Below are 23895 nucleotides of genomic sequence, written 5' to 3' on the forward strand. Positions count from 1 at the left end.
TTGGCGCGTGAGCCGTACGAAGATAATCGAGATCGCCAGGAGGTGCTCATGAGTTCCACCCCCGAACCGGGCGAATTTGTCACTCGCCTCACCGAAGACGAAATCACCGCTCTGTACGCGGCCGGGCGGCCCCGGAAGTGGGAGAGGGGGGCGACGATATGCACCGAGGGCGACGTGTCCGACTGGGTGCTCGTCCTCACCTCGGGCCGCGTCAAGGTCTCCTCGCACACCGAGGGCGGGAGCGAGGTCGTCCTCGCGGTGCGCGGGCCCGGCGCGCTGCTCGGCGAGTTCGCGGCCATCGACGGCCTGCCGCGATCGGCCACGGTCACCGCGCTGGAGCCGGTCGAGGGCGTCACCATCCGCGACTTCTCCGGCTACCTGCATGATCATGGCCGGGTCGCGGTGATGTTGATGCAGATGGTGACCGGCAAGTTGCGCGACGCCGACCGCAAGCGGATCGAGTACGGCGCGTTCGACACCACGGGCCGGGTGGCGACCCGGCTGCTCGAACTCGCCGAGCGGTACGGAGAGATGTCCAACGGCGCGGTCCGGGTGGCGCTGCCACTTTCTCAGGACGAGCTGGCCGGCTGGACCGGAGCCTCCCGCGAGGCGGTCAGCAAGGCCCTGCGCTCGCTGCGGGACCGCGGCCTGATCGAGACCGGCCGCCGTCGAGTGATCGTCCACGACATGGAGGGCCTGCGCAAACGAGCTCGCTGACCCCGGTTGCACGACCGTCCCGGGTGACGGAGGTGACCGGCTTGCACGAGCGTGACCACGTAACGGAGGTGACCGGCTTGCACGAGCGTGACCACGTAACGGAGGTGACCGGCTTGTACGAGCGTGACCAGGTGATGGAGATGGCCGGCGAGAAATGCGCGTCGCGGGCCGGAGGAAACGCACGCGATCTCCCTGAGGTTTAACGTGCGTCTCCCCGAGGATTAACGTACGGCGTACATCAGACTGGGATCCATGGTCGCAATAGCCCAAGACCTACCTGGATCCCCCGAATACATATCCAAACTCCGCTACGCGTGGCGGGTCTGCTCGGTCACCAGCCTTGGCCTGGTGATGATCGGCATATCCGGAAGCACACTCAACGTGGCCCTTCCCACCGTGGTCAGGCACTTCCACGCGGACGCCTTCGCCGCCGGATGGGTCCTGCTGGCGTTTTTGCTCGTCAACACCGCCACGCTGGTGTTCTTCGGCCGGGTGGCCGACCTGCTCGGACGCAGAGAGATCTACCTGGCCGGATTTGTCCTCTTCACGCTGGGTTCGCTGCTGGCCGGGCTGTCGCCCGGCATCTGGTTCCTGATCGGGATGCGGGCGGTTCAGGCCGTCGGGGCGGCGATGGTCCTGGCGAACGGGACCGTGATCATCACTGACGCCTTCCCGCCCGACCGGCTCAGCCAGGGCATGGGCGTCTACATCGGCACACTCTCGGTCGCCCAGCTCGCCGGCCCCACCCTGGGCGGGCTCGTCGCCGAGACAGCGGGCTGGCAGTGGATCTTCTGGGTGAACGTGCCCGCCGGACTGATCGCCCTCATCTGGGGCGCGTTCACCCTCCGCCGGGTCCACAGGGGGCCGCGCCGGCCGGTGGACGCGCTGGGCAACCTGATCGTGTTCGCCGCCCTCTCCTCCGCTCTCGTCGCGCTGTCCGAGGCGGGGTCGCGAGGCCTGTCCAGCCCGGTCGTGATCGTCGGCGCGTCCATCGCGGTGCTCCTCGTCCCGGTTCTGATCGTCGTGGAACGCCGGGCGTCCCACCCCGTGCTGGACGTGCGGCTGTTCGGCGAACGCATGCTGGCCTTCGCCAACCTCGCCTCCTTCTGCAACGCGCTGGCCCGCGCGGCGCTGATCCTGCTGGTCGCCCTCTACTTCCAGACGGCCATGGGCGTCGACGCCGTCACGGCCGCCCTGGGTGTGCTGCCGGTCCCGATCGGCATGGCCCTCGCCTCCCCGATCACGGGCGCCCTCGGACGCCGGGTCCCTCCCTACGCCCTGTCCGTCGGGGGGTCCCTGCTGAGCGCGACCGGGCTGGGGGTGCTGCTGGTCAGCACCGATCCCGGCACGCCGTACTGGATCATCGGGGCGGGCCTGTTCCTCTGCGGTTGCGGCAGCGGCACCTTCCTCACCGGCAACACCACGCAGGTCATGACCGCCCTGCCCGCCGGGAGCCTCGGCGTGGTGAACGGCTTCCGCATCATGATCATGAATGTCGGGGCCGTGCTCAGCGTCGCCCTCACCCTGAGCGTCCTCACCGGCTCGGTCAGCGCCGAACTGCGCGGGCAGGTCTACGCGGGCACGCTGTCCCGCGTGTCACCCGTCGCCGTGGATCAGCTCATGACGGGCTTCCAGAAAACCTACTCCGTCCTGTTCGCCGTCGCCCTCTGCGGAGCCCTCTTCGCGAGCCTGGCCCGCTCACGGACCGCTGTCCGAAAGGTGGGTAATGGTGAGTAATAAATTGGAATCAACGAGATGGCGACCATGAAGCGGGTATGACTGGCCGCGCGGCGGAAAATCACTAATTGGCACTCGACGAACAGCGGGCGCCCTTTTTCGGGGGAATTGGAATGCGTAGTCGAGTGCTGGTCATTCTTGCCTTCTGTACGGCCGTGCCCGCGCTGAGTGTTTCCAGCGCCCTGGCACACGCGGACGGCGTTCTCGCGGCCGTCTCGTCCGGGCCCGACGACAAGGACGCCCAGCAGCCGGGCAGGCACGATTTTTCCACCGGCATTTCGGTACGCGTGCTCGCTCCCACACCCACACCCACGCCCTCCCCGACCTATTCCGGCTACTCCGGGTCCGGCAACTCGAACTCCGTGAACGTCCAGTCCGGTGGATCGGACTCGACGGGCTCCGGATCCGACGGTTCGTGCTCGGTCGGCTCCGGACGCGGCGGCCCCTGCTCCGTGAACTCCGGGACCGGCGAGGGTCCCGCCCTGCCGTTCACCGGGGTCGACGGCCGGCAGCTGATGATCCGGGTCCTGACGGGGATGGGAGCCGTCCTGTTCGGCGCCGCCCTGGTCTGGCTGTCCATCCGGCGCCGCCGCTTCCACGGCAGAGCCTGACCTCTCCACCGCATCGCCCGTCCACACGGCGTTACGGCTCAATCCTCGCCATGGGCGCCGCCGTCTCCACCCGTCCCCCGTCCACCCGGCGTCACGGCGTCAACCGTCACCGCGGCGGAGGGACAGGCTCTCGATGCCTGCCACGAGGAGGTCGACGCCGAAGGTGTCGTACAGATCGGCGCTGCCACCCTCGACGAGGGGAACGGCCATCTCCACGATGTGCGGGTAGACGTCCGGGGGCAGTGACTGGAAGTTGACGCGCCTGAGACGCAGGTTCTCGGCCCTCTCCTGGTCCGACAGACCGGGACTGCGACGGCTCATCGGACCGGCGGCCAGGGCTATCGCTCCCTGGAGCAGGTATTTGGAGATCAGGCAGCTCTCCTCGTAGGAGAACCGGGCCTGTATGGCCAGGCCGAGGCTGGTGTCCCACACCCGCAGAAAATTGGGCACCGCCATGTGGTCCACCTCGCTCAGCACCTCCGCCGCGCAGGGGTGACGCCGGAGCACCCTGACGAGACCGCTGACGAGCTCGCGAAGCTGATCCTGCCAGGGACTGGCGTAGTCCTCCTCGATCACGAACCCTTCGACCAGGTGGTCGGCCATGCCGATGGCCAGTAGTTCCTTGTTCTTGAAGTGCCAGTACAGCGCCATCGGGGTGACCCCCAGCTCCTGGGCGAGCCGCCGGATGGTCACCGCCTGCAGCCCCTCGGCGTCGCCGATCTCCAGCGCCTGCTCGACGACCACCTCGCGCGTCAGTTTTCCCATCACATTTGACAACTATACGTCGTACGGGTTCCACTATGCGATGTACATGTACGTCGTACAAGTACGTCGTAGAGGAGTGGGAGTGACGGACAACCGCAGATGGTGGGCGCTGGGCGCGGTAGCGCTGGCCACCTTCATGACCTATCTCGACAACAACGTGGTCAATGTGGCCCTGCCGACCATCCAGCGAGACCTCGGGCTGAGCATCTCGGGGCTCGAATGGATCGTGAGCGGCTACATCCTGGTCTTCGCCGGGCTGATGCTGGCCGGCGGACGCCTGGCCGACGTCTTCGGGCGGCGGCGGATCTTCATGATCGGCCTTGTCGTGTTCACCGTGGCATCGTTCGCCGCCGGGATGTCCACGGACGGCACCATGCTGGTCGCCGCCCGGGCGGTGCAGGGCGTGGGGGCCGCGTTCCTCACGCCCACCGCGCTCGCGTTGCTCACCTCGACCTTCCCCGACGCGAAAGAGCGCGCGACGGCGGTCGGCCTGTGGAGCGCGGTCGGCGCGCTGGCCCTCGCCCTCGGGCCGCTGACCGGCGGGTTGATCAGCGAGCGCTGGCACTGGGGCTGGATCTATCTGATCAACGTGCCGATCGGGATCGTGACCTTCGGGCTCGGGCTGTGGGCGATCAGGGTGCCCCCGCAGGATCGGGTACGGCGCAGCCTGGACGTTCCCGGCCTGGTGACATCGAGCCTGACGCTGTTCGCGCTGACCTACGGGCTGATCGAGGGCTCGGGGGCGGGATGGACCTCGCCGGAGATTCTGGGCGCGTTCGGGATCGCGGCGGCATCGGCGCTGGCGTTCGTGGTGACCGAGATCAGGAGCCGGGAGCCGATGATCGACCTGTCGCTGTTCAGGTCCCGGGTGTTCAGCGGGGGCACCCTGTCGATGGGGCTGTGGTCCTTCGGGGTGTTCGGAATCTACTTCTTCACCGCGCTGTACCTGCAGAACGCGCTGGGCTTCTCACCCCTGGAGGCCGGAGTCGCCTTCGTGCCGATGGCGCTGGTGATGGCCGTGACCGCCGTCTTCGCTCCCAGGATCAGCCGGATCGCGGGAACCGCGCGGACCGTGGCGGCCGGGCTGCTGCTGATGGCCGTGGCGGTGTTCGGGATCTCGTTCATCGGGGAGGGCGGGTCGCTCGGCGACCTTCTGCCGTGGTTCCTGGTCTACGGACTGGGCGGCGGGCTGCTGGTGCCGCTCACCACCGCCATCCTGGGCACGCTTCCCGCGGGCCGGGCCGGGGTCGCCTCGGGTGTGCTGAACGTCTCACGGGAGATCTTCGGCCTGCTCGGGATCACGATCCTCGGGGCGATTCTCAGCGCCCGGCAGACCTCGCTCGTGGCGGACGGCGCCAAGCCGCTGACGGCCTTCCTGGAGGCCTACCAGTCCACACTGGTCATCGCGGCGGCCATCGTGCTGGTGGGCGTGCCGGTCAGCCTGTTCGCCCTGCGCACCCCGCAGCCGGCGGACCCGGAGACGACCGCCGCCGAGCGCCCCGCCGTACCCGTGGCGTAGGAGGCGCGACGCGGAGAAAGCCGGGCGCCCGCCCACCGGTGGCGTGGGAGGCGCGGTGCGGAGAAAGCCGAGCGTCCGCCTGCCGGTGGCGTGGGAGGCGCGGAGAAGGCGGACGGCACCGTCCCCTGTCCCCTGTGTCCGCCCGCGGAACGGCTCGCGCCCTCCTTCTCGCAGGAGGACGCGAGCCGATGCCGTGATGCGGAGCGGCTCGCGCTCCCCGATTCTCACCGGAGAGCGCGAGCCGGTGCCGGGATCAGGAGCCGATCTTCTTGCCCTGCTTGTGCCAGACGACCGCGACGGACGGGCGGGGCTGGCTGGTACCACCGTCGGGCCAGTGGCTGGTGGGGGCCTCGGGGGTGGCACCGGTGGACTCGCCCGGGTGCTGGACCGCCACGAAGACGCTGCGCTGGTCGCTGCTGATCAGCGGGCCGCAGGTCTCGGCGAAGGCCGGCACGCTCAGGAACTGACGCAGATACCCCTTCTCGGAGCCGCGGACCGGCATGACGAACAGACCGTCGTGGGCGCCGAGCTGGTTGCCGTCGGTGGAGATCCAGAGGTTGCCGTCGGCGTCGAAGGCGACGTTGTCCGGACAGGAGATCGGCGAGACCTTGGCCTTGTCGAACCCGCCGAAGTAGGTCGAGGGATCGGCGGGGTCGCCGCACACCAGCGGCAGGGACCAGGCGAAGGTCGTGGCACCGGCGTCGTTGCGACGCTCGGTGATCTCCAGGATGTGACCGTGCTTGTTGGCCGGACGCGGGTTGGCCTCGTCCACCTGGGCCGGGGTTCGGTTGGTGTTGTTGGTCAGGGCCACGTAGACGCCGCCGGTGACGGGATTGCGCTCCACGTCCTCGGGACGGTCCATCTTGGTCGCGCCGACCTTGTCGGCCGCCGTACGGGTGTAGACGAGAACTTCCTGCGCGGTCATCCCCGGCACGTGCGAGACGTTGCCGCTGACCAGGGGGATCCACGTGCCGGAACCGTCGAACAGCTTGTCCGAGGGGAGCTTCCCGGTGCCGTCGATCTCCGTGGCCGGGCTGTCGCCGGTGAACTGGGCCACGTACAGGGTGCCCTCGTCCAGCAGCGACCGGTTGTGCCGGTCGAAGCCGCGGATGTAGCGATTCTTCGAGACGAACTTGTAGACGTACTCGAAGCGGGAGTCGTCGCCCATGTAGGCCACGACCCGGCCGTCCTCGGCCAGGGAGGTGGTGGCGCCCTCGTGGGCCAGCCGGCCGAGAGCGGTGCGCTTGATCGGGACGGAGTCCGGATCGAACGGGTCGATCTCCACGATCCAGCCGGTCCGGTTGATCTCGTTCGGGTGCTTGGCCAGGTCGAAACGCTCCTCGACCCGGTCGAACCGGCGGTTACCGCTCGGAATCCCGGTCGTGGCGCTCACGCCGTACCTGGTCAGATAGGGCTTCTGCGCCTCGGGCACGCCGTTGCCGTTGACGAAGTACTGGTTGAAGTTCTCCTCACCGCTCAGCACCGTGCCCCACGGGGTGGTGCCGCCGGCGCAGTTGTTCAGCATGCCGAGCGGCTTGACGCCCGCCGGATCCGCGGCGGTCCTCAGCAGGGCGCTGCCCGCCGCCGGGCCGGTGAACCTCATCGGGGTGTGCACGGTGACGCGCCGGTTGTAACGACGCCGGCCCCGCGTGACCAGCTTCCACTGGCCCGACTGGCCGACCCGCTCGATCTCGACCACCGAGCCGCCGTGCGCGGCCATCGCGATCTTGATCTGCTCCGGTGTCGCCGTGTCGCCGCCGGTGTAACCGCGGAACATCAGATTCTCGTCGGTGTACTCGTGGTTCACCCAGAGCAGGCCGCGCTGCTCGCCCATCGGGAAGAGCGTCACATAGTCGCAGTTGTAGCCGAACTGCGCGGCCTGGGCCGCGGCGGTCTGGTGCTCGAAGTCGAACGCCGGGGCCCCGGGCAGGACCGGGTCGCCCCAGCGCACCACGGCCGCCGACGCGTAACCCACGGGAACGGTCAGTTTGTCGTCGGTGTTCGGAGGGACCGCGGCGAACCGGATCTTGCCCTCGTCGCCGTGGCCGTGGCCACCGCCGAAGGTCCTCGCCTCGGCATCGGGGTCGGCCGCGGCCGGGAGCGCCGTGGTGGCCCCCACGCCGACCACGAGCGCGCCCAGGGCGCCCGCGCGCAACACTCCGCGGCGGGACATGGCATCGGCGACCACGTCGCCGAAGTAAGTGTTGTCACTGGTGTTCAGCACGTCGTGGGCGCACTGGTTACCGCAGCGGAACTGGCAGGTGAGCGCGGTGCGTCCGCCCTTGTGCGAGCTTCCGAGCAGCGGGAGCAGTCGGCGCGGCGAAGGGTTGGCCACAGGTTCCTCCGGGGGGTGGTGTGTGGTCGTTCCGGCCCGGACACTATGAGTGCCCGCCTAATCCTGGATGAACGATGCCTGTCCGGACGATGAACCATTCCCCCGAATCAGCTGATCCGGCGGGCGGGCATGATGGAGACGTGCCGCCTTACAAGCCTGACACCACCAAGGTCCGCGCCGCTCTGGACGCCCAGCTGACCGCTCTCGACGAGCCCTCCTACGACGGGCCCGGGGGGCTTACGGCCCTGCTGGACGCCTGCGTGAGCGTGGTACTGCGGGCATACGAGCGGCAGGTGCGCCCGGAGCGGGAGATCGCACGCTTCGCCGTACGGCATCTGCTGGACCGGCTGGCGACGGCGGCTCCCGGGCGGACCGTCGAAGTACGGGTTCCGCCCTATGCGGCGGTGCAGTGCGTGGAGGGTCCCCGGCACACCCGGGGCACCCCGCCGAACGTGGTGGAGACCGACGCCCGCACCTGGCTGGAGCTGGCCACCGGACGGCTGACCTGGGCCGAGGCGATGTCAGCCGGGAAGGTCGCGGCGAGCGGGGCCCGGGCCGACCTGTCGGAGCACCTTCCGGTGCGGTAGGCGCCTTCCGATGGGATAACCGCCTTGCCCACGTGGTGACCGTCCATCCAAACGGAGGCACCGCCAACACGGTGACCGCCTATCCAAACGGAGGCACCGCCAACATGGTGACCGTCCATCCCAACGGAGGCACCGCCAACATGGTGAGCTCCTGTCCGAACGGGTATCCGCCAACACGGTGGGTGCCCATGGACGCGGTAACCGCCTCTCGGACAGAGATGCCCGGGACCTGACGGTCCCGGGCGCCCACTCCACCGGTCAGGGCGTGGTGTTGATCTGCACGCCGAACTTGTCCTCGATACAGCGCTGCTGAAGCTCTGGGGGCAGGCCGACGCAGTCGCCCACCTTGTTGTAGATCCACCCCACCAGCACCGCGGCGATGATCATCGTGAGGACGCTCAGGGCGATGCCCACCCAGGCACGGCCGCGGTGGGAGTTCTTGACGACCGCCACGATGCCGATGATCAGTCCGACGACCGCCGTCACCAGGCCGAGACCGCAGACGACGAGCAACAGGATGCTGACGATTCCGAGCACGAGCGCGGCGGTGCCGAGGCCTCCGCCCTGCCCTCGTCCGGGCTTATAACCCGGTCCCGCCGGGTAGGGCGTGCCGCCCGGATACATGGGGCCCCCGGGCGAGGACGGCACCTGATACGGCGGCGGAGCCCCCTGTGGCGGGTAGGAGGGATAGGCCGGATCACCCCCGCCCATGGGCGGGGGCTGCTGGGAGGGGCCTCCGTAGGGCTCTCCGGGCCGAGCGCCCTGGCCCTGACCCTGGGAGCCTTCGCCCTGGCCCTGGGAGCCTTCGCCCTGGCCCTGGAAGCCTTGGCCGCCTTGAGAGCCCTGGCCCTGGGAGCCCTGGCCCTGGGAGCCCTGGCCATAGGGCTCGCTTCCCTGGGCGCTCTCGTGAGCGTCCCCGGCATTGGCGCCTCCTCCGTAGGAGGCGCTGCCCTGGAAACCCCCGCGAACCTCCCCGGTGCGAGCACCTCCCACCGGGGACTCACCTCCCCGCGAGCCGCCCTGAGCATCTCCGGCGTGAGCGCCGCCTCGGTGAGGCTCGCTCCCCTGAGAGCCCTCGTCATGAACACCCCCGGCGTGAGCGCCTACCGGGAACTCGCCTCCTTGCAAGCCGCCGTGGGCGTCCCCGGCGTGAGCGCCTCCCGAGTGAAGATCCCCGCCAGGGGAGCCGGCGCCGGAAGGCATCGCCGGCGTGTCCGCCGCGGACATGTCGTACGGGCTGCCCTGCGTCAGCGGCGACTCCGCGTGGAAACCGCCGGCGGGCTCGTCGAACCGTGGCGGGACCGAGGAGAAGCCCTCGGAGGCCGTGGGCGGGTCGTAACGCGAGGGCCGGGAACCGGCCAGTGGTGCCTCCGGTCCGTTCGAGCTCTCCGAGATGGACGGCTCCGAGTCGCTCTCCCAGCCGGGATACGCCGGCGGTGTGGCGCCCGGCATGGAATAGGAGGTCCGTTGCTCGGCGGGCGGGGAACTCTGCAGTCCGTACTGTCGCGTGGCGTCCGGGTCGGCCTGGTCCGGCAGGGGAATCTCAGGCGCGGCCGGCACGTCCCGGTGCCGCGGCAGCGAAGGATCCTCGGGCACGGGAGACCGTGTCCACCTCGGAGCCGCGCTGGGATCGAGTGGCTCAAGCGGCTCGACGGGCTCCCATTCCGGGGTCTGGCGCCGCGGGGAAGGCTCCCCCGAGGGAGATCCGGACGAGGCTGCAGGCTCCGGGGACCAGGTGTAGGGCTCGGCGGGCTCCGAAGGGGCCGGCGCCGACGGCCAGACGGGAGTGTCGGCGGGGTGGTCGGACTCCCCGCGCGTGGTCCCGGCCGGATCGGCGGACCCCTGCTGCCAGGTGTACGGCTCGGCCGAAGGCTCCGCGGGCGGTTCGGCCGAGGAAGGCGCGGCCCACGGGGCTGACTCGTCGCGGTGAGGCGGGGTTCGGGCAGGGTCGGGGGATCCCGGTTCGCCCGGGACAGCCGCCTCTTCTTCGGAGGTGCCCGACGGCTCCTCCGAGCCGGACCCTTCATGCTCTGGTCGCCGATCCCGCCGGGGATCGGGCTGACTCGGGTCCATGGGTGTTGTCACGTCTGCTCTCCCGACGCATCGTCATGCCGGATACCTCACACTCCCCTGTTCACCGGCGATGAAACAGCCCGACACGGCAAAACGCCGACGATCATTCGGTAATGGTGCGCCCCACCCCAGAGGTGGACCCGGGGCGCGAGCAGGGAAGAGTCCGACCTAGAATGAAGCATGTGCTGAAAGGCGACGGCCATCTGAGCCATGACCTTGATCCCCACGACCAACCCCCGAAGGACGCATGTGGCGTCTTCGGCGTTTGGGCCCCTGGGGAAGAAGTCTCCAAACTCACCTACTACGGGCTGTATGCGCTACAGCACCGCGGGCAGGAATCCGCGGGCATAGCGGTCAGCGAGGGAAGCCGCATCCTCGTCTACAAGGACATGGGTCTGGTGGCCCAGGTCTTCGACGAGTCTGTGCTCGGGACCCTCCGCGGTCACCTGGCCATCGGTCACTGCCGATACTCGACCACCGGGTCGAGCGTCTGGGAGAACGCCCAGCCGACGCTGAGTTCGACCGAGGACGGCGGGCTCGCGCTCGCCCACAACGGCAACCTGATCAACACTCCGGAGCTGGCCCGGCGCCTGACTCCCGGATCGATCAGGGCGACCACGGACACCGAGGTCCTGACGTCGCTGCTCGCCCAGGACCGCAGCCAGCCCATCGATGATGCCGCCGCCGAGCTTCTTCCGCAGGTCAGGGGCGCCTACTCGCTCGTCTTCATGGACGAGAAGACGCTCTACGCCGCTCGCGACCCGCAGGGCGTCCGCCCGCTGGTCCTGGGCCGGCTGGAGCGCGGCTGGGTGGTCGCCTCCGAGACCGCCGCGCTGGACATCGTGGGCGCCACGTTCGTCCGCGAGATCGAGCCGGGCGAGTTGATCACCATCGACGAGCGCGGCGTGCGCTCCCGCAGGTTCGCGCTGGCCGAGCCCAAGGGATGCCTGTTCGAATACGTCTACCTGGCCCGCCCCGACACGACGATCGCCGGACGCGGCGTGCAGACCACCCGCGTCGAGGTCGGCCGCGTGCTGGCCCGCGAGCACCCGGTCGAGGCCGACCTGGTCATCCCCACGCCCGAGTCGGGCACCCCCGCCGCCGTCGGCTACGCCGAGGAGAGCGGGATCCCGTACGGCCAGGGCCTGGTCAAGAACTCCTACGTCGGCCGGACCTTCATCCAGCCGTCCCAGACGATTCGCCAGCTCGGCATCCGGCTCAAGCTCAACCCGCTGAAGGAAGTGGTGGCGGGCAAGCGCCTGGTCGTCGTGGACGACTCGATCGTGCGGGGCAACACCCAGCGGGCGATCGTCAAGATGCTGCGCGAGGCGGGCGCCAAGGAGGTCCACGTCCGGATCTCCTCGCCTCCGGTCTCCTGGCCGTGCTTCTACGGCATCGACTTCGCCACGCGGGCCGAGCTGATCGCGGGCTCGCTCACCGTGGAGGAGATCCGCGCCTCTCTCGGTGCCGACTCGCTCGGATACATCTCGCTGGAGGGCCTGACCGAGGCCACCACGATCCCCGCCGATCGGCTCTGCCGCGCCTGCTTCGACGGCGTGTACCCGATCCCCATCGATCAGGACAACGTGGGCAAATACGTCCTAGAGGCCAAGCGGTGAGCGGACGAGCCGACGGGTACAACGGCGTGTCCACGAAGACGGGCTCCGAGCCGCCGCGCGGGGAGACCGTATGAGCGAGCCCAGCGAGTTCGACAAGCACAGCGAGCCCGGTACGTGCGGCAAGCACGGTGAGCGGGCCGACAGGCACGACACGATGGTCGTACGACCGACGAAGGGGGTCGCATGACCAGCTATGCCGCTGCCGGCGTGGACATCGACGCGGGCGAGCGCGCCGTCGAGCTGATGAAGTCGAAGGTCGCGCGGTCACGCCGGCCCGAGGTGGTGGACGACGCCAGCGGTTTCGCCGGTCTCTTCGACGCCTCCGCGCTCCTGAGCTACAGGCGACCGCTGCTCACCACCTCGACCGACGGCGTCGGCACCAAGGTCATGCTGGCCCAGAAGCTCGGCAAACACGACACGATCGGCATCGACCTGGTCGGCATGGTCGTGGACGACCTGGTGGTCTGCGGCGCCGAACCGCTGTTCATGACCGACTACATCGCCTGTGGCAAGGTCGTCCCCGAGCGGATCGCCGACATCGTGGGCGGCGTCGCCGAGGGCTGCCGCCTAGCGGGCTGCGCCCTCATCGGCGGTGAGACGGCCGAGCACCCCGGTGCCATGGGCGCGGACGAATACGACCTCGCGGGTGCCGCCACGGGCGTGGTGGAGGCCGAGAAGATGCTCGGCCAGGACCGGGTTCGCGCGGGCGACGTGGTCCTGGCTCTGGCCTCCTCCGGCGTGCACTCCAACGGCTACTCGCTGGTCCGGCACATCATCAAGCTCGCCGACCTGTCCCTGGAGGCCGAGCTCCCCGAGCTGGGCCGGACCCTCGGCGAGGAGCTGCTCGAACCCACCAGGATCTACTCCCTGGACTGCCTGGAACTGGCCCGCGTCGTCGACGTCCACGCGTACGCCCACATCACCGGCGGCGGCCTGGAGGGCAACCTCTCCCGCTCCCTCCCCGCGACCCTGGACGCGCTGCTGGACCGCTCGTCCTGGACCCCGCCCGCCGTCTTCGACGTGCTCGCGGGGCATGGCAAGGTGGCACAGGCCGACATGGACCGGACCTTCAACCTGGGGGTGGGCATGACGGCGATCGTTCCCGCCGACGCGGTGGAGCCGGCCCTGGCCCTGCTCAAGGAGCGGAATCTCCCGGCCTGGGTGCTCGGCGAGATCGTCCCCGGCAGCGGGCAGGCGCGTTTCCGCTGAACCCGCCTCACGACTTCCCGTGATCCGTTGGGATCGGCCGCTTCCAGCCCGGCCCATCCCAACGGATCATGAAAAAGCCCCGTTCGCAGGCCTCGTACGACCCGCCGGCCGCGCCGTCCCCGTGAAGGCGGCCGCGGCTCACACCGATACGGCCGACAGCCGCCCGGTATGACCTAAAAAGATCTGGTGCGGCCGAAAGATATGCGGCACGCCCAAAAAGATACGGTCTGGCCCGAGACGCGCCAGAAGGCGCTTCGGGTCAACGAAGCGCTGCCACAGTCCGACTCACAGTGAGCAGAACACCCGGCGGCTTCTCAGCCACCGGGTGTTCTGTTGACACTTAATGTGAAGCTCGCCTAGCGGCGGCCGGATGTCCCGTCGTCGCGGTCGTCTCCGGAGCCGGAGTCCTCGGCATAATCGGCATACCGAGCAGCCAGCTCATCGTAGGCGTCGTTGGAGTCGTCATTGTGGTTGGAGTCATCTCTGACCCCTAGCTCGTCGCGAAGACGCTCAAGATCAGTGCCACCGCTGTTGTACTTCAGCTGGCGAGCAACCTTGACCTGCTTGGCCTTTGCTCGGCCGCGCCCCATTGGCTCGACCCCCTCGTGTGGGGTCGTGCCCGACCCCTCGTCGCTAACGCACCACGCACTGACGCCACCTGACTTGAGGCGTCGGCTCTCGTTCGACTACAACCGTACATGTTTTACGCCCGGCTCGGTACGCCGTATGGGCGCGAGGGGCTAGTGGCCCAGCCAAATGCCCCTAATTCGCCCGACTTCCGACATTCTGCGCTCGGCTAGCCTATCGGCTGCGACGGCCGGGGGGACGCCATCCTTCGCCGCGCTGGCAAAGATCTTGAGAGTCGTGTCGTAGATCTGGGTGGCCTTTGCCTTCGCCCGGTCCATGTTGAATCCCTGGATCTCGTCGGCGACCTGGATAACGCCGCCGGAGTTGACGACGTAGTCGGGCGCGTAGAGGATGCCGCGATCGGCGAGTTGCTTCTCGACTCCGGGGTGGGCCAGCTGGTTGTTGGCCCCGCCGCAGACGATCGTGGCGCGCAGACGGGCGACCGTGTCGTCGTCCAGCGCCCCGCCGAGCGCGCACGGCGCGTAGACGTCGATGTCGGCGTCGGTGAGCTCCCGCCGTCCGGCGACGACCTCCACTCCCGGATGAAGCCGGCGGACCCGCTCGACGGCCTGCTCGCTCACATCGCAGATCACGACCTCGGCGCCGTCCTCGATGAGTCGGTCCACCAGGCGGTGACCCACCTTGCCCACGCCCTCGACGCCGACTCGCCTGCCACGGAGCGTCGGCGCGCCGTAGACGTGCTCGGCGGCGGCGCGCATGCCCTGGAACACGCCGTAGGCGGTCAGGACCGACGAGTCGCCGGCTCCTCCGTTGGCCAGCGTGCGACCGGTCACGTAGGAGCTCTCACGGGCCACGATGTCCATGTCCTCGCTGTAGGTGCCCACGTCACACGCGGTGAAGTAGCGACCTCCCAGGGACTGGACGAACCGGCCGTAGGCGCGCAGCAGCGCCTCACTCTTGTCCGTCGCCGGATCGCCGATGATGACGGCCTTGCCGCCACCGAGGTCGAGTCCGGCCAGAGCGTTCTTGTAGGCCATCGCCCGGGAGAGGTTGAGCACATCGGCCAGCGCGGCCTGCTCACTCTCATAGGGGTAGAACCTGGTGCCGCCGAGGCTTGGGCCGAGGGCGGTGTTGTAGATGGCGATGATCGCGTGAAGGCCGCTGCGCTCGTCGGTGCAGAACACGACCTGCTCGTGCTTCGCCTGGCTGTTTACCGGGCCCGTGTCCTTGTGGGACAGCCCGAAGACGTCGGTCACTGTGGTGACTCCCAGTCGTCCGTTTCCGCCGCCCCGTCGCGGCGGAAATCACTCTTAGCGTAACCACAAGCTCAAGCGGGACAACGAGGCGAAGTATCCCTTCTCAGCAGGCGAGACGCAGGGGGGTCGTCGCCACCGGCACAAGGTCGATACCGGACAACAGCAGGTCCTTCATGACACGATGCGGTCGTGCTGCCCTATGCCGCGTACCTCCGCGTCTACGAACCGCTGGCCGCGTTCACCCCGTCGGAACGCCTCTCATGGGCCGCCTATGCCGAGGCGACCGACCGTCCACGCCGCGCGAGCGCGCTCCACGCCGAGCACGGCGAGGCGGTGCGCCGCCTCCTGGGGGTACCTCCGACCCCCGCACCCGCCCAGGAGAGCCCCAACGCCTATCTCAGGCGCGTGGAAGAGGTTCTGTACGTCTGCCCGTGGCAGAGCAGGCTGAGGTCATGGCTGGCCTTCTCACGCTTCCGTGGAACGACCCCGGTCAGGCTGATGGAGCGGTTCGTGCCGATCTCCGTCGCCGAACAGACGGCCGACGACTTCGACAGGTTCAAGCGCCGCAGCGACTCGACCGCGCTGCGCACCAACATCCGCGGCTCCACGTGGCACATTCCGACCTCGTGGTTCATCCCCTTCGACGGGAACGAGCGGTGGCTGGTCCTCGACGGCGACAAGCAGTCCGAAGGCACGACCACCACCCGCAACCTGATCTACGTCACGTCCATGGCCCACGCCCGGCGCCGCAGCGCCCGCGCCCTGCAGATCATCCGCAGGCAGGTGGGCGAGGTCTCGGTCACCGCCGAGGTCGAGGATGTGGCACGCTGGCTGGAGGAATTCCACCCGCACTCGCTGGTCGAACTCGACTACGGCGGCATCGTCAACCTCATGGACGACGAGACACTCCAGGCCGACCAGTCGGTGGCCGAACTCGCGGCGGCTCTCACGGGTCTGGAAAGCGGCGAGGAAGAACTGGCGTTCGCCATGTACCAACGGGTCATCCTCCGCTGGCGATCAATACAACTTCTCGAATCGGCAAACTGAGTCGCAAATCATCCTCGCCACCTGCATAAGTAGGTCGGTCGATGACCGGGGATGCACCTACGAACTGAGTAGTTTGCCGTTTTCACTGCGATACCACGAAACGTGTCGCTAGAATCACCGAGCGTGACAACAACACGTGCACAAGAGAGATGAGTCGCTCAAAGGCTCGCCAATCGCTCTACGTGGCTGTATGGTCACATCGGGTGATGCCGCATATGGTCCGAACAGCCGCACGCAAGGGGCCATAAGGGGACATCCGTGACAAGCGTCAAGTCGCAGGATCGCTGTCGCCGGTCCACATGGAGGAGAGGCCGCACAAATGTCAGCTCGTACACCCGAGGCAGAGCCGCTGCTCACCCCGGCGGAGGTCGCAACCATGTTCCGCGTCGATCCCAAGACCGTTACTCGGTGGGCGAAAGCGGGCAAGTTGACGTCCATCCGCACTCTGGGTGGACACCGCCGGTACCGGGAGACTGAGGTTCGCGCGCTGCTGGCGGGGATTCCGCAGCAACGCTCTGAGTAAAAAACGGGGGCTGTCACTGACTTAGGGGGAATCGAATGCGCGCTCACCCTGTGAGCGCGTAAGTCATACGGATTGTGGGGGGAGCGGCGTCGCCCGCCCGGCGCCGCCCCAGCATGCGTTCCGTAGGGCTTCCCACGGCCCCCTCCCCCCGTCAGCGGCCTACGGCTCCCTTGCCCGTGAGGATGGTCTACAGCCTCGCGTGCGGACAGGACTTACGGCGCCTGACCGCGGATCAACTTTTCCAGCAACTCGCCGGCCTGCGGATCGCGTCTCGCGGCCACCCCGAGCAGCGCCAGCATCTGGTCGACCAGCATGCGTTCAAGCGCCGGCCGGCCCATGTCGCCGTGTTCCAGCCAGTCGAGGCCCGCCGTCTCCACGGAGGCGGTCCACGAACGCCTCGCCTCCAGCTGAGCCGCCGCGCTCTTCAACGCGGCGACGTGGAGCTCCTGCTTGCCGCCGAAGTAGTGATAGACCAGGGCGCGCGACGCGCCCGCCGCCGAGGCCACATCGTCGATCGAGACGCCTTCGGCATCACGTTTGCCGAACAGTTCGAGGGCCACTGCCATGAGCTCCTCACGGCGCCGGTCGATACTGAGTCTGCGCCGCGCCGGTCGTGTGCCGCCCGCCACGGTTTTTACCTGTTCGGCGGCTCCGGATGTCGAACCCACGGGGCGAAGACCATCGGAGGCGATACTCGGCGGCGTTGGGTCAAGATCCCAGTTACCTTCCGCTCAAGCCGTACCCCATTTGAGACTCGATCGTTTTGAGTGACAAGGTGCCCATCCACCATCCCGGGGGAGAGCCATGTCAGGACCGCCGGTCAACACCACCGTCACCGTCACCCGAGCCCGCGGGTTCGCCGAACCCGTCCTGCCGGACGGCTGCGGACCACGCCCACGACCCACGATCCGAAACGTGGCAGAGCGAGCCGGTGTCTCCAAATCACTGGTCTCGCTGGTTCTACGTGGATCGCCGCACGTCAGCGAGCACCGCAGGCAGGCCGTGCTGCAAGCGGCAAGAGACCTCGGCTACCGGCCCAACGCGGTCGCGCGCAGCCTGGTCGAAGGCCGTACCCACCTGGTCGGGGCGCTCGTCGCCGACCTGCACAACCCGTTCTACGCCGAGTTCCTCGACGGCCTGCAGGAGAGCCTGCACGGCGACGGACTCCGGTTACTCATCGGCAACAGCCAGTGGGATCCCTCCTTCGAAGACGAGGCGGTCGAGGCGTTCCTGGAACTCAGGGTCGACGGGCTCGTCCTCCTCGGCATCGCGCCCACCAGCGGGACGCTCATCGAGGCCACCGGCTACACGCCGACGGTCGTCGTGGGCGAGCGTGACATCGGCCTCGGCGGCGTGGACATCGTCGTGGACGACGACCAGCTCGGCGCACGCCTGGCCATCGACCACCTCGTAGACCTCGGCCACCGCCGGATCGCCCACATCGAGGGCGCCCGCTCCTCCTCCGGACGGTTCCGGTGCGAGGGCTACCTGGTCGCGATGCGGAGACACTCCCTGGCGCCGTACATCATGGTCGAGGAGGGCGACTGCACGGAGGAGGGCGGTGCACTGGCCGCACGCAGCCTGCTCACCCGCGACCCCCGGCCCACAGCGATCTTCGCCGCCAACGACCTGGTGGCCATGGGCGTGCTCTCCGCGGCGGCCGAACTCGGTCTGCGGGTGCCCGAGGACCTGTCGGTGATCGGGTACGACAACATCCACCGCGCCGGGACCCAGCCGATCTCGCTGACCACCGTCGACCAGCCCCGCCGCGCCATGGGCCGCTCGGCCGCGACACTGCTGAACGACCGGATCGGTGACCCCGGCAAGGCCTCACGCCTGCGCCAGATCGCCCCACAATTGGTCGTACGGAACAGCACAGGTCCCACCGAAGGGTAAAAAGTCTGCCTGGAGCGTTACAGTCGCGCCCAGGCAGGCTTCAAGCCCTCGTCAAGGTCGGGTCAAGCACCTAAGTGGCGATAAAGCACTGGTGTTGACTCTGGGCTGTGACGAGGGGGGTAACAATGCGTGATCCAGAACTGGTGTCATGCGCCCAGCGCGCCGCTGCCGAGCTTGAGCGGGCATGGGCGCACTGGCGGTCCACCCGGGGCCGGAGCGGGGACGCCGGAGCCGAATCCGTGGCGAGCTACGTGGCCCATTCGATCGACCACCCGTGGGGACGCCCGCGCGTGGTCCTCGGACTGGACGCCGAGGACGCCAGGGAACTCGCCTCACTTCTACAGAAACAGGAAGTCGGGGAACACGTCTGGTGATAACGGCTTAGTCACGGCACCGAGCCCCGTAAGTTGGGTGCTTGACGTATTCCTTAGGGAGGTTGCCGTGACCAGCAAGGCACTAGCGACGGCCCTTGTCGCGTGCGCCCTGGGCGCCGCCGCCTGCGGCGCTACCGCCAACGGCGCCAGCGTGGGCTCCGCGCAGGACGGCGGGTCCGTCTCTCCCGCGCAGGACACCGCGGCGGACTTCGCGTCGCCGGCGAAGGAGGCGGGGACGAACTCCGCGCCCCTGTCCGCGCCTCTGGCAGAGAGTCCCGCGGCCGGCAAGGACATCCAGGCCAAAGCTCTGAGCGGCAAGGTCGTGGTCATCGACCCGGGCCACAACGGGGGCAACTACCGCGACACCGCGGCGATCAACAAGAAGGTCAACGTGCTGACCCAGTGGAAGGCCTGCGACACCACGGGCACCTCCACCAACGACAACTACAGCGAGGCGGCCTTCACCTGGGACGTCTCCCAGCGCCTGGCCAAAATTCTCAAGAGCCGGGGCGCGACGGTGAAGCTGACCCGGGCCAACAACACGAGCGTCGGCCCGTGCATCACCCAGCGGGCGGCGATCGGCAACAAGGCCAAGGCCGACGCGGCGATCTCGATCCACGCCGACGGAGCCCCCTCCGCCGACCACGGCTTCCACGTGATCATGCCGAAGAAGATCGACGGTCCGGTGGACCCCGTGGTCGGAGCGTCCAAGAGGCTGGGCATCGACGTCCGCAACGCCTTCAGGTCCGGCACCGGCATCCCGTACTCCACCTACATCGGCAGCAAGGCCCTGGACTACCGCAGCGACCTCGGCGGCCTGAACCTCTCCACCGTTCCCAAGATTTTCATTGAGTGCGGCAACATGCGGAACGCAAAAGAGGCGGCCGAGTTCCGGCAGCCCGCGTTCCGGCAGAAGATCGCGCTCTCCCTGGCCAACGGACTGCAGAGCTATCTGAAATAGCGGGAGCCCAGGTCGGTTTGACATGATCTAAGGCATGACCGACCTCCTGCCGAGTCCCGCTGTCTTCGAGCCCGCCGGCGGCTCCTTCGAGCTCTCCCACGGCGCCTCCGTCTCCGGTCCCGCCGAGCTGGTGGACGCGGTGAGGCTCGCGCTCGCCGTACTGGACCTGCGTCCCGCCGAGTCCGGGGCCGTCACGGTGGAGGCGGACGCGTCGCTGGGCGCGGAGGCGTACACCCTGGAGGTGACGGCCGACGGCGTGCGGATCGCGGCCGGAGACCGGGCGGGGGCGTTCTACGCGGGCCAGACCCTGCGGCAGCTGCTCCCCCACGACGCGTTCCGTACGGTGGCCCGGGCCGGATGGACCGTTCCGTGCGGCCGGGTGGAGGACGCGCCGCGATTCTCCTGGCGCGGGGTGCACCTGGACGTGGCACGGCACTTCATGCCCAAGCGCGAGGTGTTCCGGATGGTCGACCTCATGGCGGCGCACAAGCTGAACCGGCTCCACCTGCACCTGGTGGACGACCAGGGATGGCGGGTCGAGAGCAGGGCGGCTCCCCGGCTGCACGAGGTGGCGTCGCACCGGCCGCGCACGACCACCAGCTACTACAAGGAGCAACCGACCTTCGACGAGGTGCCGCACGGCGGTTACTACACGCTGGACGACCTCGCCGAGATCGGCGCCTATGCCCGCGCGCGGGCCGTGACCATCGTGCCCGAGATCGACGTGCCGGGGCACGCCTCGGCGATCCTCGCCGCCTACCCCGCGCTCGACTCGCGGGCCACGGACGGCCGGGAGCCCGAGCCGTTCGGGGTCCTGGAGCGGTGGGGCATCTCCCCCGCGATCCTCTCCCCGCTCCCCCCGACCGTCGACTTCCTGACCGTGGTGATCGACGAGATGCTGGAGGCACTGGGTGAGACGCCGTACTTCCACATCGGCGGGGACGAGTGCGTGCTCGACCACTGGGCCTCCTCCCCCGAGATCGTCGCGTTCGCCGAAGAGCTCGGGCTGGAGAGCCTGAGCGACCTGCACGCCTGGTTCCTGCGCCGGCTGGCGGACGTGCTGGCCGAGCGGGGCAGCCGGGCGGTCGTGTGGGACGAGGCGTTCGTCAGCGGCATGCTCAGGCCCGACACGATCGTGATGCCGTGGCGCGGGCTCGGGGTGGCCCGGCGCGCGGCCGAGGCCGGGCACGACGTGGTGCAGACGCCGGTCTTCCCGCTGTACTTCGACTACGCCGAGGCCTCGTCCGAGGAGGAGCCCATGGCGATCGGCGACGCGATCACCGTCTCGGACGTCGCGGCCTTCGTCCCGGCGCCGGAATCATGGACGGCCGGGCAGCGGGAGCACGTGCTCGGAGCGCAGTTCCAGCTCTGGAGCGAGCGCCTGCCCGACGGCCGGGCGGTGGACTACCGGGCCTGGCCGCGGGGCTGCGCGCTGGCCGAGGTCGCCTGGTCAGGCTCGGCCGGCTCCGGGTTCGAGGCCCGCCTCGAAGGGCACCTGGGCCGTCTGGACGCGCTGGGGGTCGAATATCGCCCGCTGACCGGCCCGCGCCCCTGGCAGGTCGGTGGGGCCGGTCATCGTCGTCACCGTCCGGGAGTGGTCAAGGTGGACGAGGTCATGAAGCACCTGGAAGAGATGACCCACGTCGCGGACTCAACCCGTCCGAGCATGTAACCGGGCTCAGGCCGTCGCCTCGTAGCCGGCTTCCCTGATGGCGGCGCGGACGGCGGCGTCGTCAGGAGAGTCGCCGGAGACGTCGACCCGGCCGCTCTCCAGGTCGACGTCGACCCCGGTGACGCCGGGAACCTCGCCGACCTCTTCCTTGACCGAGCTCACGCAGTGCCCGCAGGTCATGCCGGTGACGGTATATGTGGTCACGCTCATCGCACCTCCAAGGTTCCGAGTTACCCCCCAAGGGTATAGCTCAGGATGCGGTGCGGCCGATTATCTCCCGAACCCCGGTGGCACCGTGTCTGCGGAGACGGCGGGCCAGGGCGCGGTTGACACGATGAGCCCAGAGGGGGCCCTCGTAGATCATCGCGCTGTATCCCTGGACCAGGGTGGCTCCGGCGAGCAGGCGTTCCCAGACGTCGTCCACGTTCTCGACCCCGCCGACGGAGACGAGCACCAGGCGGTCGCCCACCCGGGCGCGCAGTCTGCGCAGCACCTCCATCGAGCGGGCCTTCAGCGGACGGCCGGACAGTCCGCCGGTCTCGGTGCTGGAGACGCCCTCCCGGCTGATCGTGGTGTTGGTCGCGATGATGCCGTCGAGCCCGAGCTCAAGGGCCAGGTCGGCGACCGCGTCCACGTCCTCGTCCGTCAGGTCGGGAGCGATCTTGACCAGCAGCGGGGTGCGCCTGGGAGTGCCGTCGGCGACCTCCTTGACCGCCCGGAGCAGAGGTCCCAGCAGCCTGACCGCCTGGAGATCGCGCAGGCCGGGGGTGTTCGGCGAGCTCACGTTGACGACCAGGTAGTCGGCGAGCGGGGCCAGCTCCTTGGCGCTGGTCACATAGTCGTCGACGGCCTCGGACTCGGGCACGACCTTGGTCTTGCCGATGTTGACGCCGACGATCGCCGGAACCCCCCTGGGCCGGCTCAGCGTCCGGGCCACGGCGCTCGCGCCCGCGTTGTTGAAGCCCATCCGGTTGATGATCGCCCGGTTCGCGATCAGGCGGAACAGCCGGGGCCTGGCGTTGCCCGGCTGGGCGTACGCGGTGATCGTGCCGACCTCGACGTGGCCGAAGCCGAGCGCGGACATGGCCCCCACGAAGCCGGCGTCCTTGTCGAAGCCCGCCGCCAGCCCGAACGGGCTGGGGAAGTGCACGCCGAAGGCCTGCACGCGCAGGATGGGATCACGCGGTGCGAGACGGCGGTGGACCAGCCGTCTGACCACGGGCGTCACCGAGAGAAGGCGGAGCGCGCGGACCGTCAGATGGTGCGCGTCCTCCGCGTCGAAGCGGCTGAGGACCTGGTTGAACACGAGTCGATACATCACCGACCAGGTTAGTCCCCCGTCGCGGTGCGACCGGTGCCAACCGCACCTCCGGACTGCCGGATGACCAGGCACTGATCGAGCTCCAGCAGCCGGAGCAGCCGCAGGACCAGGTCCGACGGCCGCAGGATGATCATCGAGCCGCCCAGGTCGCGCACGCGCTCGTCGGCCCAGAGCAGGATCCTGACGCCGGCGCAGTCGAGGAAGGTCACGTGGGCCAGGTCGAGCTCCAGCCTCACCGCGGTGAGGGCGCCGATGACGCGTCGCAGCTCGACGCCCGTTATGACATCCAGATCGCCGTAAACACTGATCTCCGTCCCGTCCGTGGCGATCTCCGGCGACGTGAGCAGGATCACCGCGTTTCGCCCGCTCCTTCTCCCAGCACCTCGGCCGCGAGGTCTGCCACCCGGCGGCGGCTGTCCCTGGCCTGCTTGCGCAGGCCGGTGAAGGCCTGGGTGGCGGTGAGGTCGTGCTTGCCCATCAGGTAGCCGATGGCCCGCTCGATGACCACCCGGTAGTCGAGCGCGTACTGAAGCTGCTCGGCCAGGGCGCTCTTCTCCTCCGCGGCCATCGCGGCCGTGAGAAGCTGCTCGATCACGTCGGCGTAACCGTAAAGGGCCTGGACGTCGGACTCGTCCCACTCGTAGGGCTTGGACTGGTAGACGTTCAGCGTGCCCACCGGATCACCGCCGAGCCGTACCGGCACGCCGGCGACCGCCCGCACCTCGGGATGGAGCCGGTCGGCGAGCTTCGGCCAGCGTGGATCCACCTGAACGTCGGTCGAGGTCACCGCGGTGTTCTCCGCGTAGGCGGACACGCACGGCCCCTGTCCGAGATGAAGCTGGGCCCCCTCAAGGCTGCGCCCCCGGTCGTCGGTGGTTACCAAGTAGCGCAGATCCTTGCCCTCCTCCGCAAACATCAGACCCGCACCGGAGTATCCGAACAGCGTGTCCACGACACCCACAGCCCGCTCCAGCTGCTGGACTATGCCCGTCGTGGACGAGGACGTCTGAACCCTTCTCAGGCTCGCGACCAGCGCATCCGGATCAATGTGAGTCATATGTGGGGCGCCTCTCAGCGTCGGCCTG

The 23895-nt window shown here is 68.8% G+C and carries 23 protein-coding genes; 13 read left to right on the forward strand and 10 right to left on the reverse strand.

Features of this window, described 5'->3' with window-relative positions; translation table 11 throughout:
• The first annotated feature begins 48 nt into the window (after positions 1-48).
• From CHC08_RS32090 to CHC08_RS32105, 3 genes are all read left to right on the forward strand, one after another.
• Positions 49-717, forward strand: coding sequence for a Crp/Fnr family transcriptional regulator (locus tag CHC08_RS32090; protein WP_089211129.1), 669 nt, complete (start codon positions 49-51; stop codon positions 715-717).
• Between the two features lie 252 nt (positions 718-969).
• On the forward strand, positions 970-2454 hold the full coding sequence (locus tag CHC08_RS32100) for an MFS transporter (protein WP_089211131.1): 1485 nt from the start codon (positions 970-972) through the stop codon (positions 2452-2454).
• A 113-nt stretch (positions 2455-2567) separates the two neighbouring features.
• The gene (locus CHC08_RS32105; RefSeq protein WP_143653416.1) at positions 2568-3065 is read left to right on the forward strand and encodes a hypothetical protein; all 498 of its coding nucleotides are present in this window, start codon (positions 2568-2570) and stop codon (positions 3063-3065) included.
• Positions 3066-3164: 99 nt separating this feature from the next.
• Here the strand turns inward: CHC08_RS32105 and CHC08_RS32110 are convergent, their stop codons facing one another.
• On the reverse strand, positions 3165-3830 hold the full coding sequence (locus CHC08_RS32110) for a TetR family transcriptional regulator (protein WP_089211133.1): 666 nt from the start codon (positions 3828-3830) through the stop codon (positions 3165-3167).
• A gap of 82 nt (positions 3831-3912) precedes the next feature.
• On the opposite strand from CHC08_RS32110, the gene CHC08_RS32115 reads away from it, so the two are divergent.
• The gene (locus CHC08_RS32115; protein ID WP_089211134.1) at positions 3913-5349 is read left to right on the forward strand and encodes an MFS transporter; all 1437 of its coding nucleotides are present in this window, start codon (positions 3913-3915) and stop codon (positions 5347-5349) included.
• 253 nt (positions 5350-5602) lie between these two features.
• On the opposite strand, the gene CHC08_RS32120 is transcribed toward CHC08_RS32115, so the two are convergent.
• The gene (locus tag CHC08_RS32120) at positions 5603-7684 is read right to left on the reverse strand and encodes a PhoX family protein (protein ID WP_089211135.1); all 2082 of its coding nucleotides are present in this window, start codon (positions 7682-7684) and stop codon (positions 5603-5605) included.
• 140 nt (positions 7685-7824) lie between these two features.
• On the opposite strand from CHC08_RS32120, the gene CHC08_RS32125 reads away from it, so the two are divergent.
• Positions 7825-8271, forward strand: coding sequence for a sterol carrier family protein (locus CHC08_RS32125; RefSeq protein WP_089211136.1), 447 nt, complete (start codon positions 7825-7827; stop codon positions 8269-8271).
• 258 nt (positions 8272-8529) lie between these two features.
• Here CHC08_RS32125 and CHC08_RS32135 read toward each other — a convergent pair whose 3' ends face one another.
• The gene (locus tag CHC08_RS32135; protein ID WP_143653418.1) at positions 8530-9867 is read right to left on the reverse strand and encodes a DUF4190 domain-containing protein; all 1338 of its coding nucleotides are present in this window, start codon (positions 9865-9867) and stop codon (positions 8530-8532) included.
• Positions 9868-10517: 650 nt separating this feature from the next.
• Between CHC08_RS32135 and purF the strand changes: the two genes are divergently transcribed.
• Positions 10518-11963, forward strand: a complete 1446-nt coding sequence (gene purF / locus CHC08_RS32140) for an amidophosphoribosyltransferase (RefSeq protein WP_089211139.1) — start codon at positions 10518-10520, stop codon at positions 11961-11963.
• A 183-nt stretch (positions 11964-12146) separates the two neighbouring features.
• Positions 12147-13172 (forward strand): phosphoribosylformylglycinamidine cyclo-ligase, encoded by a 1026-nt coding sequence (purM, locus tag CHC08_RS32145; RefSeq protein ID WP_089211140.1) that lies wholly within the window; start codon positions 12147-12149, stop codon positions 13170-13172.
• 356 nt (positions 13173-13528) lie between these two features.
• Here purM and CHC08_RS32150 read toward each other — a convergent pair whose 3' ends face one another.
• Positions 13529-13762, reverse strand: a complete 234-nt coding sequence (locus CHC08_RS32150; RefSeq protein ID WP_089211141.1) for a DUF3073 domain-containing protein — start codon at positions 13760-13762, stop codon at positions 13529-13531.
• Between the two features lie 150 nt (positions 13763-13912).
• The gene (locus tag CHC08_RS32155; RefSeq protein WP_179282331.1) at positions 13913-15016 is read right to left on the reverse strand and encodes a Leu/Phe/Val dehydrogenase; all 1104 of its coding nucleotides are present in this window, start codon (positions 15014-15016) and stop codon (positions 13913-13915) included.
• 189 nt (positions 15017-15205) lie between these two features.
• Between CHC08_RS32155 and CHC08_RS32160 the strand changes: the two genes are divergently transcribed.
• A complete protein-coding gene (locus CHC08_RS32160) occupies positions 15206-16063 on the forward strand; it encodes a DUF8083 family protein (protein WP_089211142.1) in 858 nt (285 codons plus the stop codon).
• Positions 16064-16382: 319 nt separating this feature from the next.
• Positions 16383-16586, forward strand: coding sequence for a developmental transcriptional regulator BldC (gene bldC / locus CHC08_RS32165; RefSeq protein ID WP_013133571.1), 204 nt, complete (start codon positions 16383-16385; stop codon positions 16584-16586).
• A 212-nt stretch (positions 16587-16798) separates the two neighbouring features.
• On the opposite strand, the gene CHC08_RS32170 is transcribed toward bldC, so the two are convergent.
• Positions 16799-17152: a TetR/AcrR family transcriptional regulator gene (locus tag CHC08_RS32170; protein WP_089211143.1), complete on the reverse strand. Its 354-nt coding sequence runs from the start codon at positions 17150-17152 to the stop codon at positions 16799-16801.
• Positions 17153-17501: 349 nt separating this feature from the next.
• Between CHC08_RS32170 and CHC08_RS32175 the strand changes: the two genes are divergently transcribed.
• The 4 genes from CHC08_RS32175 to CHC08_RS32190 all read left to right on the forward strand — a co-directional run bounded on the left by CHC08_RS32175 (position 17502) and on the right by CHC08_RS32190 (position 21489).
• Complete coding sequence (locus tag CHC08_RS32175; RefSeq protein WP_179282332.1) at positions 17502-18482, forward strand: LacI family DNA-binding transcriptional regulator; 981 nt, start codon at positions 17502-17504, stop codon at positions 18480-18482.
• A 125-nt stretch (positions 18483-18607) separates the two neighbouring features.
• The gene (locus CHC08_RS32180) at positions 18608-18856 is read left to right on the forward strand and encodes a hypothetical protein (protein WP_089211145.1); all 249 of its coding nucleotides are present in this window, start codon (positions 18608-18610) and stop codon (positions 18854-18856) included.
• A gap of 67 nt (positions 18857-18923) precedes the next feature.
• Complete coding sequence (locus CHC08_RS32185) at positions 18924-19817, forward strand: N-acetylmuramoyl-L-alanine amidase (RefSeq protein ID WP_089211146.1); 894 nt, start codon at positions 18924-18926, stop codon at positions 19815-19817.
• A 34-nt stretch (positions 19818-19851) separates the two neighbouring features.
• On the forward strand, positions 19852-21489 hold the full coding sequence (locus tag CHC08_RS32190) for a beta-N-acetylhexosaminidase (protein WP_089211147.1): 1638 nt from the start codon (positions 19852-19854) through the stop codon (positions 21487-21489).
• 6 nt (positions 21490-21495) lie between these two features.
• On the opposite strand, the gene CHC08_RS32195 is transcribed toward CHC08_RS32190, so the two are convergent.
• Genes CHC08_RS32195 through CHC08_RS32210 form a run of 4 tightly spaced genes read right to left on the reverse strand, consistent with a single transcriptional unit; the run spans position 21496 to position 23867 of the window.
• Positions 21496-21699 carry a heavy-metal-associated domain-containing protein gene (locus CHC08_RS32195; protein WP_089211148.1) on the reverse strand — a complete coding sequence of 68 codons (204 nt, stop codon included), beginning with the start codon at positions 21697-21699 and terminating at the stop codon, positions 21496-21498.
• Between the two features lie 40 nt (positions 21700-21739).
• Positions 21740-22807, reverse strand: coding sequence for a quinone-dependent dihydroorotate dehydrogenase (locus CHC08_RS32200; protein WP_089211149.1), 1068 nt, complete (start codon positions 22805-22807; stop codon positions 21740-21742).
• Between the two features lie 11 nt (positions 22808-22818).
• Entirely contained in the window at positions 22819-23163 is a 345-nt protein-coding gene (locus CHC08_RS32205) for an STAS domain-containing protein (protein ID WP_089211150.1), read from the reverse strand.
• Positions 23160-23867, reverse strand: a complete 708-nt coding sequence (locus CHC08_RS32210; RefSeq protein ID WP_089211151.1) for a GAF and ANTAR domain-containing protein — start codon at positions 23865-23867, stop codon at positions 23160-23162. The genes CHC08_RS32205 and CHC08_RS32210 overlap by 4 nt, the downstream gene beginning before the upstream one ends.
• Between the last annotated feature and the right edge of the window lie 28 nt (positions 23868-23895).

It is taken from the genome of Streptosporangium subroseum (assembly GCF_900188345.1).
GTDB classification, from domain to species: Bacteria; Actinomycetota; Actinomycetes; order Streptosporangiales; family Streptosporangiaceae; genus Streptosporangium; species Streptosporangium subroseum.

Excerpts from the sequence above, each read along its gene's own strand:
- CHC08_RS32090 (WP_089211129.1), top strand. The coding sequence starts at position 49 with ATGAGTTCCACCCCCGAACCGGGCGAATTTGTCACTCGCCTCACCGAA.
- CHC08_RS32100 (WP_089211131.1), top strand. The coding sequence starts at position 970 with ATGGTCGCAATAGCCCAAGACCTACCTGGATCCCCCGAATACATATCC.
- CHC08_RS32105 (WP_143653416.1), top strand. The coding sequence starts at position 2,568 with ATGCGTAGTCGAGTGCTGGTCATTCTTGCCTTCTGTACGGCCGTGCCC.
- CHC08_RS32110 (WP_089211133.1), bottom strand. The coding sequence starts at position 3,830 with ATGGGAAAACTGACGCGCGAGGTGGTCGTCGAGCAGGCGCTGGAGATC.
- purF (WP_089211139.1), top strand. The coding sequence starts at position 10,518 with ATGAAGCATGTGCTGAAAGGCGACGGCCATCTGAGCCATGACCTTGAT.
- purM (WP_089211140.1), top strand. The coding sequence starts at position 12,147 with ATGACCAGCTATGCCGCTGCCGGCGTGGACATCGACGCGGGCGAGCGC.
- CHC08_RS32150 (WP_089211141.1), bottom strand. The coding sequence starts at position 13,762 with ATGGGGCGCGGCCGAGCAAAGGCCAAGCAGGTCAAGGTTGCTCGCCAG.
- bldC (WP_013133571.1), top strand. The coding sequence starts at position 16,383 with ATGTCAGCTCGTACACCCGAGGCAGAGCCGCTGCTCACCCCGGCGGAG.
- CHC08_RS32170 (WP_089211143.1), bottom strand. The coding sequence starts at position 17,152 with ATGGCAGTGGCCCTCGAACTGTTCGGCAAACGTGATGCCGAAGGCGTC.
- CHC08_RS32180 (WP_089211145.1), top strand. The coding sequence starts at position 18,608 with ATGCGTGATCCAGAACTGGTGTCATGCGCCCAGCGCGCCGCTGCCGAG.
- CHC08_RS32190 (WP_089211147.1), top strand. The coding sequence starts at position 19,852 with ATGACCGACCTCCTGCCGAGTCCCGCTGTCTTCGAGCCCGCCGGCGGC.
- CHC08_RS32195 (WP_089211148.1), bottom strand. The coding sequence starts at position 21,699 with ATGAGCGTGACCACATATACCGTCACCGGCATGACCTGCGGGCACTGC.
- CHC08_RS32200 (WP_089211149.1), bottom strand. The coding sequence starts at position 22,807 with ATGTATCGACTCGTGTTCAACCAGGTCCTCAGCCGCTTCGACGCGGAG.
- CHC08_RS32210 (WP_089211151.1), bottom strand. The coding sequence starts at position 23,867 with ATGACTCACATTGATCCGGATGCGCTGGTCGCGAGCCTGAGAAGGGTT.